Here is a 14,955-nt window from a genome sequence, read left to right as displayed (position 1 = left end):
TCGACAGGCTCAACCACCGGGCAGCACCACGTTCACCGGTTCCTTGCCCTCCAGCATCAGCCCGATCTGTTGCTTGACCAGCCGGACCATCCGCGGGAACATCGCCGAACTCGCGCCGCCAACGTGCGGGGTAATGAGTACACCGGGCACCGTCCACAGCGGGTGGTCGGCCGGCAGCGGTTCGGGGTCAGTCACGTCCAGGGCGGCCCGGAGCCTTCCGGATGACGTCTCTTTCAGCAGCGCCTCAGTATCGGCCACCTGCCCGCGCCCCACATTCACCAGCAGCGCATCGTCCGGCATCGCGGCCAGGAAACGGGCGTCCACCAGCTGGCGGGTCTGCTCACCCAGGGGGACGCTGACCACCACGATCTCGTGCTGGGGCAACTGCTCAAACAAGGAGTCAATCCCGTAAATTTGGCCCCGTTCATCCTCGCGCGCGCGGCTGGCCATCCGGCTGACCTGCGTTTCGAACGGCAGCAGCCTGGCCTCGATCGCCTTGCCCACTCCGCCGTAACCCACCAGCAGCACGCGCCGGTCCGCCAGGCTGGGCCGCTGCCGGTTGTCCCAGGTCCCGTCCGCCTGGTTGCGGGCAAAATCGGCCATTCCCCGCTGGCTGGCGATCATCATGCCCACCGCGAGTTCCGCCGTCGACGTTTCATGGACCCCGGCCGCGTTGGCGAAAACGCAACCGGCGGGCAGAACATCCGCGACGCCGTCGTACCCGATTGATTGCCCCTGCACCAGCCCCACGTCCACCCCGCTCAGCGCCGACAGCACATCAGGCTTGCCCATGTAGGGCGGCACCAGCAGGTCGAACTGATCCGCGGGCGGCGCGCCGGTCAGGTCCCAGAGAAAATATTCGACGCCGGCATCCGGCTCCATCGCGTCCAGCAGTTCCTGGCTGGGCAGACTCACCCGGAGCATCAGAGGCCTTCCATCACGGGCCGCAGGAACGTCCGCTCGTAACTGAGGATGCAGCGCGTGTTCTCCGCAAGTTCCATGGCCTTCATGCAGTCCGGATCCGTGGCGGCGGCCGTACGGTACGCCTCATATGTGGCCAGGCTGGGGAAGTTGAACAGGGCGTAGGCGATGTTGCTGGCCCCTTCGCTGGGCAGGAAGTACCCCAGGTGCTGCCCGCCGAACCGGTTCACGTACGTTATCCAGAGCCGCCCGTATTCCTCGAAATCGGCCAGTTTGTAGGGATCAACCACATATTTCAGATGCACCGTAATCACGGGATGAGTTTGCCACGGGTCACATCGGGGCGGCAACGGCGTCTCACCGGCAGTCCGGCCTGCCCCTCGGCCTGCCCGGCACAACTGAGCTGCCGCAATCAGGTGGGTGCCGGCGTCGCACTCCTCATTCCCCCGCTTATCCGGTAGATTTGACCGAGGAATTATCGGCAATGAGCGCCCGGTTCCATCCCCCTCCTCCTTGAATGGAACTTCCCCATGTCCTCCGCGAAGTCCGCGATTTCCGCGCCGCCGGTCAAGCGATTCCCGCTGGCCGCCATGGTGGTCCTGGCCACCATCGCCTTCACCGCCATCACCACCGAGCTGCTGCCCTCCGGCCTCCTCCCCCAGATGAGTGAAGGCCTCAACGTGTCCGAGCCGGTGGCCGGCTATCTCGCCGCAGCGTATGCCGCCGTCATTGTGGTCACCGTGGTGCCGGCAGCACGGCTGCTGGCCAACGTACCGAAGCGGCCGCTGCTCGTGGCGCTGGTCCTGACTTTCGCGGTCAGCAACGCCATGGTGGGCCTGGCACCCGACTTCACCGCCGCCATGATTGCGCGGCTGGTGGGCGGGCTGGCACACGGCCTGCTCTGGACCACCATGGCACCGTACGTCAGCCGCGTGGTTCCGGCGGACAAGGTAGGCAAGGCCCTGGCCATCGTCTTCAGCGGAAACAGCCTGGGCCTGGCCATCGGCGCTCCGGTGGGCACCGCGCTGGGCGTCCTGATGGGTTGGCGTGCGGCGTTTATGCTCCTCGCGGGCTTCGGGCTGCTGCTCGCCGTCCTTGGCTTCTTCCTCCTCCCGTCCGTCAGGCGCGCTGCCGGCGAGAGCCGGCCCTCGCTGCGGGCAGCCATTGTCCAGCCGGGCGTGAAGTCCATCGCCATCGCGTGGCCGCTGTTGATCCTGGCCCACTTCGCACTGTTCACCTACATCGCCCCGTATATCCACGGCGCCGGCCTGCCCGATTACGCCATCAGCCTCTCCCTCACCGTCCTTGGTGTGTCCGGCCTGCTTGGCATCTGGATCGCAGGACTCACCGTCGATTCCCACCCCCGGCGTTCATTACTGATAACGACGGCGGCAATCGCCGTCTCGATGCTGCTGTTGCCTTTCGTGAACGGCAGCCTCATATTCGCCCTGGCCCTGATGACGGTGTGGGGCGCGGGCCTCGGAGCCTCCGGCATTTACAACCAGTCCGCCATCCTCCGAGCCGGCCGGGAGAACAAGGACGCCGCCAATGGAATCACGGTCCTCACCATCCAGGTGGGCATCACGATCGGCGCCCTCTACGGCTCGGCTGCCCTGGTGCTGGCCGGTCCGCTGCTGGTGCCTGCGGCCGCCGCCCTTCCGGTGATCGCGGCACTCGTCATCGCCTTCGCCGGACGGAAGGCGGCGTATCCGCCGGGTCCCGGCGAGGTGCGGCCGGAAGCGTCCGCGCCCCCGCTGCAGGCGTAGCCCCCCGGCCTGACCAGCCGCTTTCCTCAACGGCACCTTTTTGTAGACTGCTGGGGTACGTGTCACTCCACCTATTGAGGAGAAGCTCATGAACTACAGCGGAAGTCCTTCCGAGAAGCCAGTAGCAGCCGGCGATCTTGACCGGAGCCATATCGGCCAGACGGTGAGCTTCCAGTCGAACGACTTCACGGTCGTCTTCGGAACGCTCGCCGGCATCGCCCGCACCGACGCTCAGGTATACCTGTCCCTCCAAGGGGTGGCTGGCGGCACCCATTTGAAAGACGAATACGACCTCCCCGTCACCCAGGACGTCTACCTGCAGCTGGATCCTTTGAGCACTGCCGGGAAGACCCTCTCCGAGGCGGAACGGGTCATCAAGGAGAAGTTCGACGAGATCAAGAAGAACCTCATAGACCGCGAACAGAAATCCGGAGCGGAGTAGCCCTCCGCCTGGTAGCCAAGAACCCCGCAACGCTCAGCGCTGCGGGGTTCTTGGCTTGATGCGGATGGCCGAGCGGTGTATGGAGAGGTTTGTATCAGCTCTACGGCATCCTGCTGGTTCGTAAGTTCGGCCTGACAGAGAGCTCATCGACTTTGGATTGTGGAACGCCGTGCCTGGGGTATGCAAGTATTTGCTTATGAATGCAGATAAGCGGACTTGCGCACTGACACCGGACAGTGAATATGTCGAGTTGGCCGTTGAAGTCTTTGCCATGCTGGCCGATGCGACCAGGGTCCGGCTGATTCTTGCCCTGCGGGACGGGGAGTTACCAGTGAATGCGCTGGCAGAGAAAGCAGGAAAGTCTGCTGCCGCAGTGTCCCAGCATCTGGCGAAGATGCGGCTGGCTCGGATTGTCACCACCAGGCAGGAAGGGACAAAGGTCTACTACCGCCTGCAGGATGGGCACGCCTGGGAACTCGTCGCCGACGCGATCCACCAGGCAGAGCACGCCTTGGGCACCGCACCCCACCACAGACTTCACCCGCACCACGGCTCAGAGGCAGCAGGGCAATGAGCGGGCGGGCTCGTTCCGGCCACGATACTCACCCGCACCACGATGCACACCACGGCCACGGGAAACACTCCCATCCCCACGACGATCACGGGCACACCCACGGAACGGGCTTCGTCGGTTGGATAAGTCACCTGGTCGTGCCGCATTCCCATGACTCTGCTGATTCCCTGGATTCTGCGCTGGAAAGCAGTGCCCAGGGGATCCGGGCGGTAAAAATTTCTTTGGCCGTGCTTGGGGTGACGGCGGCGTTCCAACTGGTCATCGTCCTCATCAGCGGCTCGGTGGCGCTGCTGGCCGACACCGTCCACAATTTTTCCGACGCCCTGACAGCTGTGCCCCTTTGGGTCGCTTTCCTTCTCGGCCGCCGGGCCGCGACCAGGACCTATACCTACGGCTTTGGCCGGGCCGAAGACCTGTCCGGGCTCTTCATCGTCGCGATGATCGCCCTGTCTGCTGTGGTGGCAGCGGTCGAATCCATCCGCCGCTTCTTCGAACCCCAACCCGTGGAGAACCTGGGCTGGGTCCTTACCGCCGGCATCGTTGGCTTCGCCGGCAATGAACTCGTCGCGCTCTACCGGATCCGTGTCGGACGGAAAATCGGTTCAGCAGCCCTCGTCGCAGACGGAATTCACGCCCGCACCGACGGCTTCACATCTTTGGCCGTCGTCGCCGGTGTGATTGGCATCTGGCTCGGATTCCCCCTCGCCGATCCGATCATCGGGATACTGATCTCTGCAGCAATTGCGGTGCTGCTCTGGGGAACCGTCCGGGACATCGGCCGCCGGCTCATGGACGGTGTCGATCCCGCCCTCACCGACAAACTCGCAGCAGCAGTGCAAAGCCATTGCCCACAAGGGACAGCCTCACGCTTGCGCTGGTCAGGACACCACCTCCTGGCAGAAGTGACGATTCCTGTGGATAAGACAGCCATCAGCATGACAGGGCTAGCCCGGCAATCCGCTCGCATCGACCTTGCCGTCCGCAGTGCTTTGCCCAACATCGGCTCGGTCACCATTGTTCCCCGGTACATCAACAGCAGCGAGCATCAAAGTCTGCCGAACCCGGAAAGATAAGACCGGCCGGGACTTCGAGCACCCGGAACCTATCTGGATACGCTCCAGCCGACGTCCTTGCAGCCCACCGACACCTGATGCGGTGATGAGAGCAACCCGTTCTCGGCTATGTTTCGAAGCGGTAGCCTAATCCGGGTTCTGTCAACAGATGCCGGGGCTTCGCGGGGTCCTCTTCGAGCTTGCGCCTGAGCTGCCCTACATAGACTCGCAGGTAGTGGGTTTCCTTTTCATACGCAGGCCCCCACACGTCGTTGAGAATTTGTTGTTGAGATATGAGCCTGCCTCTGTTCTCAACGAGTAACTGCAGCACTGACCATTCACGCGGGGTGAGCCGGATGCGTCGGCCGGCACGGGAAACGGTAGCAGCCATCAAATTGATCTCCAGATCGCCTGCTTCCACAGTCCCGCCCTCACGCACGGGCCAGGAACGCCTTTCAACGGCGCGGAGTCTGGCCAGGAGCTCGTCCAACCCGAAAGGTTTTGTCACATAGTCGTCGGCCCCGGCGTCAAGGGCGTCGACTTTGTCCGAGGATCCATGGCGAGCGGAGAGCACAATGATGGGCAACTCTGTCCAGGCGCGCAGCCTCCGGATGACCTCTATGCCGTCCATGTCCGGCAGCCCGAGGTCGAGTACCAGCACATCCGGTGGGTGCGAGGCGGCCGAGCGCAACGCTTTAGCACCGTCGGCGGCAGTGGTGACGACATAGCCTTCCGCCTCAAGATTGACCTGCAGAGCACGCACGAGCTGGGGTTCGTCATCGACCACAAGGACACTTTTCATTCAACATCCTTGAACTCGGCGGCCCCCATATAGAGCGGCAGTCTGATTACCATGGTGAGTCCGCCGCCGGGGGTCTCCTCGGCCAGGAGTTGCCCCTCCATTGCTTCGATGAACCCCTTGGCTACCGCCAGTCCCAGTCCAATACCGGCGTCAGCGGAAGCATCATCGAGCCGCTGGAAAGGTTGGAACATCGCCACCACCCGACCGGCGGGCACTCCGCCCCCGTGGTCCACCACGCGCAGCTGGCCGAAAGCCCGGCCGTCCGGGACAACCTGGACGCCGCTGCCGGCTGTGGCCTGCACAAGGATGTCTGTTCCCGGGGCGTACTTCACCGCGTTCTCTACGATATTCGCCAAGGCACGCTCAAGCAGCCCCCGGTCGGCGTCCATTGGCGGGAGGTTGGGAGCAAGCTCCACACGGACCACCCCCTCCGGTACCCCGGCCAACGCTTCCGCAACTACGTCTAGCCACGTAACAGGCTCGTGCATCACTTGGACGCTATCACTGGAAATCCGGGACATATCCAACAGGTTCCCCACCAGTCCCTTCAACCGGTCAGTGGAGCTCTGGACCACGTCAAGCATTTCTTCCTGCTGCTGGGCGCTGGTCTTGAACCGCTGACGGCGCAAGGCCGTCAGCGCGAGCTCGATCCCGGCCAGCGGGGTTCGCAAGTCATGGGAAACGGCGCGCAGGATGGACGTCTTGACCCGATTGCCCTCGATGAGCTTGATCGAGTCCCGCAGATGGAGGATGAGCTTTTCGCGTTCGAGCAGTGCAGCAAGGTGCGCCTCGTACGCGCTTAACAAACGCCGGTCACCACCAGTAGGGGGACGCTGTTTCAGCCCGACAACCAAACCTGGGCGCGGCCGATCTATGGTGTCGGCATCCTCCGGAACCCTCGGGGCGTCCTGTCCGGCGGAGGCGCGTAACCGCCACGACCCGTCATCGATACCTTCAAAGACGCTCACCCCGTCAAGGTGGAACTGCTCGCGCAGCTGATCAAGGAACTCCTCTGAACTTTGGTCACCCGCCAGGGAAGTACGCGCCAACTCGCTCAGCGTGGATGCTTCGGCGCTGGAGAGCGCTGCGTCACGGGAGCGGCGGGCCGAGAGACCCACGATCAGGGCGACCGCAGTTCCGACGCCCAGATAGACCAGCAGCACGAAAACGTCCTGTGGATCATTGACCGTAAGGGTCCCAATCGGCTGGGTGACGAAGTAGTTCAGGAACAAAGCATCCAGGACCGCAGCGAGTACCGCTGGCCAGAGACCTCCAACGAAAGCGACCACTATGACCGCACACAGGCGCGCCAAAGCATGTGTGGCCAGGTTCAGCTCATCGTATGGAGAGAGCAGGAAAGTCATTCCCGCGGGCAGGACAACAGCAAGGATGAAACCGGATAGGGTACGGGCCGGGCCCAGCCCCGAGGCGCCGAAACCCGCGCTCCCCATGCTTTTGTCCCGGTTCATCCACCCATTCTGCCGGACCACGGCAAATCTTTACGCAGCCCTTACGCCAATTCCGGCCCAGGTGGTTTCGGCCGAAGGTAGCGTCGAATTGTGTCGCAACGTACCTTCAATAGCCCGGTCCTGAAGTGGGCAAACCACCCGGCGACCGCTCGTTGGACACGGTTCCTGACCCGGTTGGCCCTCCACCCGGTACGCCTTGTTCCGCTGGCCTACCTGGTCACCATTGCAGTCGGCACCATTTTGCTGATGTTCCCCGCTGCCCGCACCGAACAAACCAGTGAAGAATTCATGCCTGCCCTCTTCACCTCCGTATCAGCGGTTTGCGTGACGGGGCTGATCACCGTGGACACCCCAACGTTCTGGACACCCTTCGGGCACGCCGTTATCCTCGGCCTCATCCAGATCGGCGGTTTCGGCATCATGTCCCTCGGAACGCTCCTGGCCCTAATGCTCCGCAAAAAGATCGGACTCCAAGGACAACTCGTCGCCCAAACCGAGACCCATACCCTCAACCTGGGCGACGTGCGCGGGGTTCTCTTCCGGGTAGCGAAGATCATGCTGTTCTTCGAAGGTGCCACCGCAATCCTCCTCACCGGCAGATTCTGGATCGCCTACCAAGGTGACCTTCCCACTGCCTTATGGCACGGGATTTTCCATGCGATATCGGCGTTCAACAACGCAGGCTTCGCCCTCTACAGCGACAGCCTCATCGGCTTCGCACAGGATCCCTGGATCATCATCCCCATCTGCCTGGCTCTCATCGCCGGCGGCCTGGGCTTCCCGGTATTTATCGAACTCGGACGCCAAGGACTCCGATTCAAGTCCTGGACCGTTCACACCCGACTGACCATCTACGGCACCATCGCCCTGCTGGGTCTGGGAACAGGACTGTTCGCCGCCTTTGAATGGAACCGGCCGGAAACCCTCGGCGGCTTCTCCCCAGAGGGAAAACTACTCGCCTCGCTGGCCGGAGGCGTGTTCCCAAGAACCGCAGGATTCAACAGCATCGACTACGGTGCCGCAGCATCCGAAACCCTGCTCGTGACGGACATGCTCATGTTCATCGGCGGCGGCAGCGCAGGCACGGCGGGCGGCATCAAAATCGCAACCTTCCTCGTCCTCGGATACGCCATCTGGAACGAGATCCGGGGCAACGAACAAGTCAACATCGGTCACCGGAGTATCTCCTCGCCAGTGCAGCGCCAGGCCCTCTCGGTCGCCCTGATGGGCGTTGCCGCAGTCATTATCGGAACACTCCTGCTGCTCACTTTCACAGACCACAGCTTGGACAAGGCACTGTTCGAAGTGACCTCCGCCTTCGGAACAGTCGGCCTCAGTACCGGCATCACCGCAGGACTTCCTGTAAATGCCCAACTGGTACTCATCGTCCTGATGTTCCTCGGCCGGATCGGAACCATCACCGTAAGCACCGCCCTTGCTCTCTCCCTCCGTCCCAGACTGTTCCAACTACCAGAAGAACGCCCCATCATCGGCTGACTAGGTGCACAGCCAAAATCAACGCCTGCGGACAGATCGCAATAAAGGATCCTCCACCGGGCACTGGTTTTTTATCTTCGCTGGCTAAAGCGGCCGACCGTAGGGATAGTCCACCCATAGCCCGGTGCCTTCTTCTGGGCATGCCAGGTCGGCGCCGTTTCGCGTGGACCAGTAGTCCGCGGGGAAGCGGGCTCCCTGAAGAACGGCGTTCAGATCGACGCCGTGCTCCTCGCGTCCGTCGGCAAATCGGGCATCGTAACGAATGCTGCGGTAATGACTCTTCAACCAGCGACGCCTCTTCCATGAGGCAGCGGCTCGGATGGCAACCGGCATTTGTGAACTCATTCCTACATCCTCCCTTGCCGCTCGCCCTCGTGTTGTGATCGGCGCATGAAGCGCGTTCGACATGTGCCCGTTAGCAGGTCCTCCACCGGCCGCTGTTGAGTCCCCTGTAGCGTTCATCAAAGTCCCCGCTGTTCCAGGGTTCTTGGATTCCCATACCGTCGAGATGATCAAGCACCCAAGTGGAGCCGGATTCCGACTGGCGGACCGCGATCTTGCTGAAAGGTTTTTAGAACAGACACCTGAGGGCTTGGCCATCAAACGCCGCCAGTGGTAGCGATTCCTGCAAGCAGAACAGCTTAGGATCAAGGCATGAAGCTCACTCCGATTGATATGTCCCAAGTCCGCGAGCCAGAAAGAGCAGTGCTGTCGGACTTAGAAATTGGCAAGCATGTGGCTAAGCACTATGAATGGATGCTGGGCGAGGATAACGCCGTCTACAAAAAGAGTGGCAAATTTGACCGGCCCCAGAGGGTGGCTGTCAGCCTTGAGGATCTTGGGCGGATTATGCGCACATTGCCCCCGCAACCTGCTGCACCGTCAAACGAGAACAAGACAACTATTTACTGGGAGCGGATACCGGACGTTCAGGAGATCCAGCAGCTAGGGCCGCAAATGTCTTAAACGCGACGCGGATTGAACGCCTACCTGACTGCAGTCCGCCGAAAACCAGGTGCGAGCCTAGCTTTTTGGCTTCGAGTTCCCTGGGCCACCTTTTCAGAACTGCATCTGCCATGCCATTTCCAACCTCGGCATACGAAAACCTTGGCCCGCGCATGGACTCCATGAAAATGGGGTACGTATCCACACGAGGGCGGTAGGCCGGCCATGTTGGAACCTAGGTGGCGACGAAATATTGGGAGGTTGCGGTGACGGCAGGTAACGTGCCCAAGGCCCGCCTTTACGCGGCCTGGGCAACCGGTCCCCTTGCCGTTGCCCTCGGCGCCGCCGCGCACGCTGTAAGTGGCGAAGCTGTTCCGGATCCATCGATCCTGCTGGCATTGGCTGCTCTGTTGAGTATGGCCGCATCCATGATGGCGGGCCGACGAATCCGGACGTGGATGCTGCTCATCGGGTCAGGCGTAGTTCAGCAGCTTCTGCACCTTGCATTCGCGGCTTTCCCGGTCAGCGGCCGGGGCACATCGCGCGGGCATCCGCACACTGAAACTATTGATTTGCCCGAACCGCAGGCTGCACCGGCGGCAGGCGGCCACCACGCCATCGAACTGATGCTTGACACACACGTTGCGGCAGCACTGTTGACTGTGGTGATCCTGACCCAGTCACCCCGCCTGGTCTCCAAGTTGGCCCCGCCGGCAGCCATGGCCGCCAGGGCGTTGTCCCGGCGCTCCTGAACCCCTAGAGTGTGCCCAGGGAGAGCCGGCCAGCGTGCGTCATGGGCCGGGCAACGGCGGGGAAGGAATCCCATGTTGGACAAGTCGGTCCTGCTGGAACGAATGCTCTTCTTCAGCGACGCAGTTTTTGCCATCGCGCTGACGCTGTTGGCCTTGGACCTCAAGCTGCCTATCGGGATTCCGCCCGAACGCTTCAATGCCGAGCTTGTCGGCGGCATTCCGGAGCTGATTGCCTTCGCCTTGTCCTTTCTGATCATTGCCCGCGTGTGGATGTCCCATCACAATGACTTCTTCCGGATCCGCGAATTCAATGCGCCGCTGGCCTGGCTGAACATGCTGCTGTTGTTTTTCATCGTGATGCTGCCCGCCAGCACCGCTGTGCTCAGTGACTATGGAGGCTACGACACTCCATGGCCGAGCGTCATTTACGCTGCCACCATTTCCGGCGTCTACATTACCCTCAGCGGCATGTGGACGTATGCCTGGCGCAAGGGGCTCACCGATCCCACGGTGGACGCTGCCGAGCACTGGCGGGTGTTCTGGGGCCGGTTGGCGGCGCCCGCAGTGTTCCTCCTGAGCATTCCCGCAGCGTTCTTCCTGCTGAGCAACACGCCCTACCTGTGGTTCCTGATCGTGCCCGCAGCGCTTCTGTCCCGCAAGCTGTCCCGTAAGCCGGCACCAGTGACTGAGCCTCCCGACGGCGGCAGCATCACGCCGTCCCTGCGACCCCCGGAATCTTGACTTCACTGGCGGCGGGTGTCCCCGCTCAAGTGCTCTCCGGCTCCAGGCCCAACACAAACGCGGCCTGGCCCACGTGCTGCAGGCAGTCGGCAAGGGTGCTGACCAGCCGGATGCCCACGGTGACCGGCGGGTCCCAGTTGGTATCCACAATGCGGTCCAAATCCGCTTCACTGAGGCCCTGCAGGAACTCCACTGTCTGCCGGTGAACGGCGTCGTAATACTCCAGCAACAGCTCCGGCCGGGCCTGAACCACATCCACCTCGCGGGAAGAATGGCCGTAGCCGGTGTCCTCGGCGGGCAGCGGCAGCGCGAAGCGGCCTGCGAACTCGTGCAACGTCCACACCTGTTCCAGGCCGGCGATCTCGGCCACCTGCACGTCCTCGACCCGGCTGAGGTGCCAGATCAGCCAGGCGATGGAGTTGCCATTGCCTGATGGCCGGCGGGCCAGTGACCTGCTGTCCACTGCATCAAGGGTCTCTTCCACGGTTTCGCGGATCCTGCCAAATGCGTCCAGCAGCAGTTCGTTGGATTTCATCGAGTCACCTTCCTCGAGGTTTTCAGGTTCCTGCTCGTCCGGTCTTCTCCTGGAGCGAATGGTTAAGGGAACCCATCGAGCCAGTGTATTCCCCCTCCGAAAGGCGCCTCTTATGCCTTCCCGGGGGCCGCCGTCGAGCCCCGGATGACCAGTTCGGTGCCCAGCTCAATCCGCTGCGGCAGTTCTTCGTCCCCCTCGAGGTGACGGAGCAGCGCGCGGGTGGCGGTCTCCGCCATCTGCACCACGGGTTGGCGGATGGTGGTCAGGCCCGGCTCCACCCACTCCGCGGCGGGGATATCGTCAAAGCCCACAATCGACAGGTCTTCGGGAACCCGCAGGCCGGCGGACCGGGCTGCCCGGTAGGCGCCCAGGGCCTGGTCGTCGTTGCCGGTGAAAATGGCCGTGGGCCGGTCCGCGAGTTCAAGGAGCTTGCGTGTTCCGGCCTCCCCCGCCTCGATGGAGAAGTTGCCCGGCACCATCAAGGAGTGGTCCACGGCAATCCCGGCCCGCCGCAGCGCCGCCAGGTACCCGTCCTCCCGCGCGCCGCTGCACTGCAGGTCCTCACGGCCTCCGATCATGCCGACGCGCCGGTGCCCCAGCCCCAGCAAGTGCTCGGTGGCAGAATGCCCGCCTTCCCAGTTGGCCGCACCCACCGTCATCAGGTCCGGTCCAGGCTGGCCCACCGGATCAATCAGGACCACGGGAATGCCCAAAGACTTGATGCGCTGGATGTGCTTGGAATCGAGCTCAAACACCGCCAGCAGCACACCGTCTGACTTCCGCTCCGCCAGGTTGGCCAGCCAGGGCCGGATGCGCGAACCATCCAGCGACAGACTGCTTACCACCGTGCCGTAGCCGGCGTCCTGCGCCACACGCTCCACGCCCTCGATGATTTCCAGCGCCCATTCCGAACCGATACCCGGGAACACCAGGTCAATCAGGCCGGCCTTCTTGCGTCGCCTGGCAGGGCGGCGGGCATAGTCGCGCCGGGCAATGATCTCCTCCACCCGCGCCCGGGTGGCTGCCGCAACATGGGCGTGTCCGTTCAGCACTTTGGACACAGTGGGAACGGAGACGCCGGCCTCACGGGCGATCTCGCTGATGGTGGCTCGGCCATCGTCCGGCTTAGTCATTTCTGGAACCGCCCTCTTCCGCCCGGGAATTAGCCCCGGTGCTGACTGTTATCGGAAAGTTCCCACACTCAATTCGACCGCACAGGCCTTAGATTCTGCGGGTTTTCCGTTCCCCCATCCTAGTAGCAGCACCACGCACTGCGAAAGTTTCGTTGGTTGGCGGAAAGGGTCCCCCTGATCCGGATTACCCCCAGCTTTCCAGGGCGGCCGTGGCCGCTCCCGCCAGCCCGGCCGCTGTTTCGCCGTCGAGCAATCCGTCTGAAATCACGACGGCGTACCTGTACCTCAGCGGCAGGCCCGCCTCCAGCGGGACTGCTTCGCTAAAGAACGGCGCGGAACCCAGGCACGCGAACATGGAAGACCGCACGAACCACTGGTTGGGCGCCCCGGGGTTGGCAGCGTCCTCAACGAACATAATGGAGGAATGCCGGCAGGTGACATCATGCTGGCCGGAGAACGCGATCCATTCCGAACGGGTGCCCATAAATTCATCGCCGCCGGTTCCCTCTTCCGAACGGAACTGGCCGCCGGTGAAGGACCGCGGGCCGCGCCAGAACAGGCCACCGTAACCGGCGTTGTTCCTGCCTTCCGTGGTGGGGCTGCCGATCTCGATGACCTCCGGGGAAACGTTCAGCATTTCGGTTTCGAAGAGCAGCGCCCAGGCCGCGTTGCCGGCGGGCTCGTTCGGAACGTCCAGGAGCTGGATGCCGAAGCGGCGGTTCTCCTCAATGACCGGCTGGCCGTCCTGCGACGTCCAGGTCAGTTGCTCGGCCGCCGTGATGCCGGCTTCCGTCTCCTCCAGGCTGGAGAAGGCCCCGTGGTTCATGGCGCCGTTGTTGCCCAGGTCCGCGTATTCGGTGGCCCGGGTGTACGTAGCGCCGCCCCAGAAGTTGTGCTTGCCTACATTAGGCAGCGCCCAGGACAGGCCCTTATGCCAGACGTGATCCCAGGGGCGCGAAATGCTGACCTCGTCGCCGCCCAGGGTTTTGATCGGGTGGAAATAGGGACGCGGGCTCTCGTACTGGTCATCGTCCGGACGGTAGGTGTACCTGACCAGCTCCCGGCCGCCCGCCGAGAAGCTGAGGGCAGTACCGTCGTCGGAATAGCTGAGTTTCAGGGTGTCTGTTGTTGCGGCGGTCATTGTGTTCTCCCGAAGTTTGCGGCGGTCAGGCGGGGGTGGTGGCAAAGGCCGTGGTGTTGGGCGTGGTGCCTTTGAGCGCGGTCGCTTCCAGGACTTCGGTGCCGAGGCCCTCGCCGTCCATCCCGCTGTAGAAGGGATGGCCGGGCACAATCTCGCCGCGCCGCACTGCTTTGCCGGTAAATGCGGAGGCATACATGGCGGCAGCGAGCTCGAGGGTCTGGCGCACGGAAGCCGCATCCGCTGGAAGCGGCAGGCCGGCGTCGAGGGCGTTGTACATGGCCAGGAACTGTGCGCTGTGGCCACTGCCCTGCTCCAGCGGCTGGCCCTGCCAGGCATCGCTGACCGCGTCCTCGTGGCCGGGTGCGCCAGTGATGGTCCAGTTGCCGGTGGAGTAGCCGTAAAGGTGGGAGAGCTCGATGGTGGCGAACTCCGTGTCGACGCGGATCTCCGAGGATTCCCGCGGCGAAAGCAGCGAGTTGAGCACCGTGGCCACGGCCCCGTTGTCGAAGCGGACGATCGCTGCGGACAGGTCTTCCGTGGAGGTGCGGCGGTCCTGCCGGGATGCGACGGCGGTGACCTCCTGCCACGGGCCCAGCAGGTGGAGCAGCAGATCGAACTGGTGGATGCCGTGGCCCATGGTGGGTCCGCCGCCCTCCGCGTTCCAGGTGCCGCGCCAAGGCACGTCCCAGTAACTGTCCGGGCGGTACCAGAGGGTGTCACACCGGGCCACCAAAGGCCTGCCAAATACAGGCTGTCCGATCAACTTTCTGGCCGCGGCGGCAGCATCGCCGAAGCGGTGTTGGAACACGCAGGAGAACTGGGCGCCGCCCTTCGCCTCCGCCTTGTCCAGCCGGTCAAAATCCGCCAGGCTCAGCGCCGGCGGCTTCTCGGAGAGGACGTGCACTCCGGCTTCCAGGCATTCGATGGCCTGGTCAATGTGCATCATGGGCGGGGTGCAGAGGTGCACGATGTCCGGCTTGCTCTCCGCAAGCAACCCGGTGAGGCTCTGGAACCGGCCTGCGATGCTGTGCTGGTTACTGAACGCCTCCAGCCGGGCAGCATCGACATCACACGCTGCGACGAGTTCGGCCCTGCCGGCTGTCCGCTTCACGTTGTCAGCGTGGACCGCAGCGATGCCGCCCGTGCCGACGATTGCCACTTTATAGCTCCGCATGTTTTTGCTCT

The 14,955-nt window shown here is 63.2% G+C and carries 17 protein-coding genes; 8 read left to right on the top strand and 9 right to left on the bottom strand.

Features of this window, described 5'->3' with window-relative positions; genetic code table 11:
- Window positions 1-9: 9 nt before the first annotated feature.
- The gene (locus ACWA13_RS05400) at window positions 10-924 is read right to left on the bottom strand and encodes a 2-hydroxyacid dehydrogenase (protein WP_463937127.1); all 915 of its coding nucleotides are present in this window, start codon (window positions 922-924) and stop codon (window positions 10-12) included.
- Entirely contained in the window at window positions 924-1,235 is a 312-nt protein-coding gene (locus ACWA13_RS05395) for an NIPSNAP family protein (protein ID WP_463937126.1), read from the bottom strand. The genes ACWA13_RS05400 and ACWA13_RS05395 overlap by 1 nt, the downstream gene beginning before the upstream one ends.
- A gap of 216 nt (window positions 1,236-1,451) precedes the next feature.
- On the opposite strand from ACWA13_RS05395, the gene ACWA13_RS05390 reads away from it, so the two are divergent.
- The 4 genes from ACWA13_RS05390 to ACWA13_RS05375 all read left to right on the top strand — a co-directional run bounded on the left by ACWA13_RS05390 (window position 1,452) and on the right by ACWA13_RS05375 (window position 4,776).
- A complete protein-coding gene (locus ACWA13_RS05390; RefSeq protein WP_463937125.1) occupies window positions 1,452-2,687 on the top strand; it encodes an MFS transporter in 1,236 nt (411 codons plus the stop codon).
- 88 nt (window positions 2,688-2,775) lie between these two features.
- Window positions 2,776-3,129, top strand: coding sequence for a hypothetical protein (locus tag ACWA13_RS05385; RefSeq protein ID WP_463937124.1), 354 nt, complete (start codon window positions 2,776-2,778; stop codon window positions 3,127-3,129).
- A 196-nt stretch (window positions 3,130-3,325) separates the two neighbouring features.
- Window positions 3,326-3,703: an ArsR/SmtB family transcription factor gene (locus ACWA13_RS05380; protein WP_463937123.1), complete on the top strand. Its 378-nt coding sequence runs from the start codon at window positions 3,326-3,328 to the stop codon at window positions 3,701-3,703.
- The gene (locus tag ACWA13_RS05375) at window positions 3,700-4,776 is read left to right on the top strand and encodes a cation diffusion facilitator family transporter (protein WP_463937122.1); all 1,077 of its coding nucleotides are present in this window, start codon (window positions 3,700-3,702) and stop codon (window positions 4,774-4,776) included. The genes ACWA13_RS05380 and ACWA13_RS05375 overlap by 4 nt, the downstream gene beginning before the upstream one ends.
- 106 nt (window positions 4,777-4,882) lie before the next feature.
- Here ACWA13_RS05375 and ACWA13_RS05370 read toward each other — a convergent pair whose 3' ends face one another.
- Together ACWA13_RS05370 and ACWA13_RS05365 are read right to left on the bottom strand one after the other, a co-directional pair.
- The gene (locus tag ACWA13_RS05370; RefSeq protein WP_463937121.1) at window positions 4,883-5,557 is read right to left on the bottom strand and encodes a response regulator; all 675 of its coding nucleotides are present in this window, start codon (window positions 5,555-5,557) and stop codon (window positions 4,883-4,885) included.
- Window positions 5,554-7,026, bottom strand: a complete 1,473-nt coding sequence (locus ACWA13_RS05365) for a sensor histidine kinase (protein WP_463937120.1) — start codon at window positions 7,024-7,026, stop codon at window positions 5,554-5,556. Before ACWA13_RS05365 ends, ACWA13_RS05370 begins: the two co-directional genes overlap by 4 nt.
- Window positions 7,027-7,116: 90 nt before the next feature.
- Here ACWA13_RS05365 and ACWA13_RS05360 point away from each other — a divergent pair, with 90 nt between their 5' ends.
- Window positions 7,117-8,523: a TrkH family potassium uptake protein gene (locus ACWA13_RS05360; protein ID WP_463937119.1), complete on the top strand. Its 1,407-nt coding sequence runs from the start codon at window positions 7,117-7,119 to the stop codon at window positions 8,521-8,523.
- A gap of 84 nt (window positions 8,524-8,607) precedes the next feature.
- On the opposite strand, the gene ACWA13_RS05355 is transcribed toward ACWA13_RS05360, so the two are convergent.
- Window positions 8,608-8,868 carry a hypothetical protein gene (locus ACWA13_RS05355; RefSeq protein ID WP_463937118.1) on the bottom strand — a complete coding sequence of 87 codons (261 nt, stop codon included), beginning with the start codon at window positions 8,866-8,868 and terminating at the stop codon, window positions 8,608-8,610.
- Between the two features lie 309 nt (window positions 8,869-9,177).
- On the opposite strand from ACWA13_RS05355, the gene ACWA13_RS05350 reads away from it, so the two are divergent.
- The 3 genes from ACWA13_RS05350 (at window position 9,178) to ACWA13_RS05340 (ending at window position 10,961) form a co-directional block, all read left to right on the top strand.
- Window positions 9,178-9,489, top strand: a complete 312-nt coding sequence (locus ACWA13_RS05350; RefSeq protein ID WP_463937117.1) for a hypothetical protein — start codon at window positions 9,178-9,180, stop codon at window positions 9,487-9,489.
- 245 nt (window positions 9,490-9,734) lie between these two features.
- On the top strand, window positions 9,735-10,220 hold the full coding sequence (locus ACWA13_RS05345) for a hypothetical protein (protein WP_463937116.1): 486 nt from the start codon (window positions 9,735-9,737) through the stop codon (window positions 10,218-10,220).
- A gap of 72 nt (window positions 10,221-10,292) precedes the next feature.
- On the top strand, window positions 10,293-10,961 hold the full coding sequence (locus ACWA13_RS05340) for a TMEM175 family protein (RefSeq protein WP_463937115.1): 669 nt from the start codon (window positions 10,293-10,295) through the stop codon (window positions 10,959-10,961).
- Between the two features lie 25 nt (window positions 10,962-10,986).
- On the opposite strand, the gene ACWA13_RS05335 is transcribed toward ACWA13_RS05340, so the two are convergent.
- The 4 genes from ACWA13_RS05335 to ACWA13_RS05320 all read right to left on the bottom strand — a co-directional run bounded on the left by ACWA13_RS05335 (window position 10,987) and on the right by ACWA13_RS05320 (window position 14,944).
- A complete protein-coding gene (locus ACWA13_RS05335; RefSeq protein ID WP_463937114.1) occupies window positions 10,987-11,496 on the bottom strand; it encodes a mycothiol transferase in 510 nt (169 codons plus the stop codon).
- Between the two features lie 110 nt (window positions 11,497-11,606).
- Window positions 11,607-12,629, bottom strand: a complete 1,023-nt coding sequence (locus tag ACWA13_RS05330) for a LacI family DNA-binding transcriptional regulator (protein ID WP_463937113.1) — start codon at window positions 12,627-12,629, stop codon at window positions 11,607-11,609.
- A 184-nt stretch (window positions 12,630-12,813) separates the two neighbouring features.
- Window positions 12,814-13,770, bottom strand: coding sequence for a DUF6807 domain-containing protein (locus ACWA13_RS05325; RefSeq protein WP_463937112.1), 957 nt, complete (start codon window positions 13,768-13,770; stop codon window positions 12,814-12,816).
- Window positions 13,771-13,795: 25 nt separating this feature from the next.
- Complete coding sequence (locus ACWA13_RS05320) at window positions 13,796-14,944, bottom strand: Gfo/Idh/MocA family protein (RefSeq protein WP_463937111.1); 1,149 nt, start codon at window positions 14,942-14,944, stop codon at window positions 13,796-13,798.
- Window positions 14,945-14,955: the final 11 nt, after the last annotated feature.

This window comes from Pseudarthrobacter sp. TRD_SC_9, from assembly GCF_055361265.1.
The sequence above is the reverse complement of the archived record's forward strand: the minus strand, read 5'-3'. Positions and strand labels throughout refer to the sequence as shown.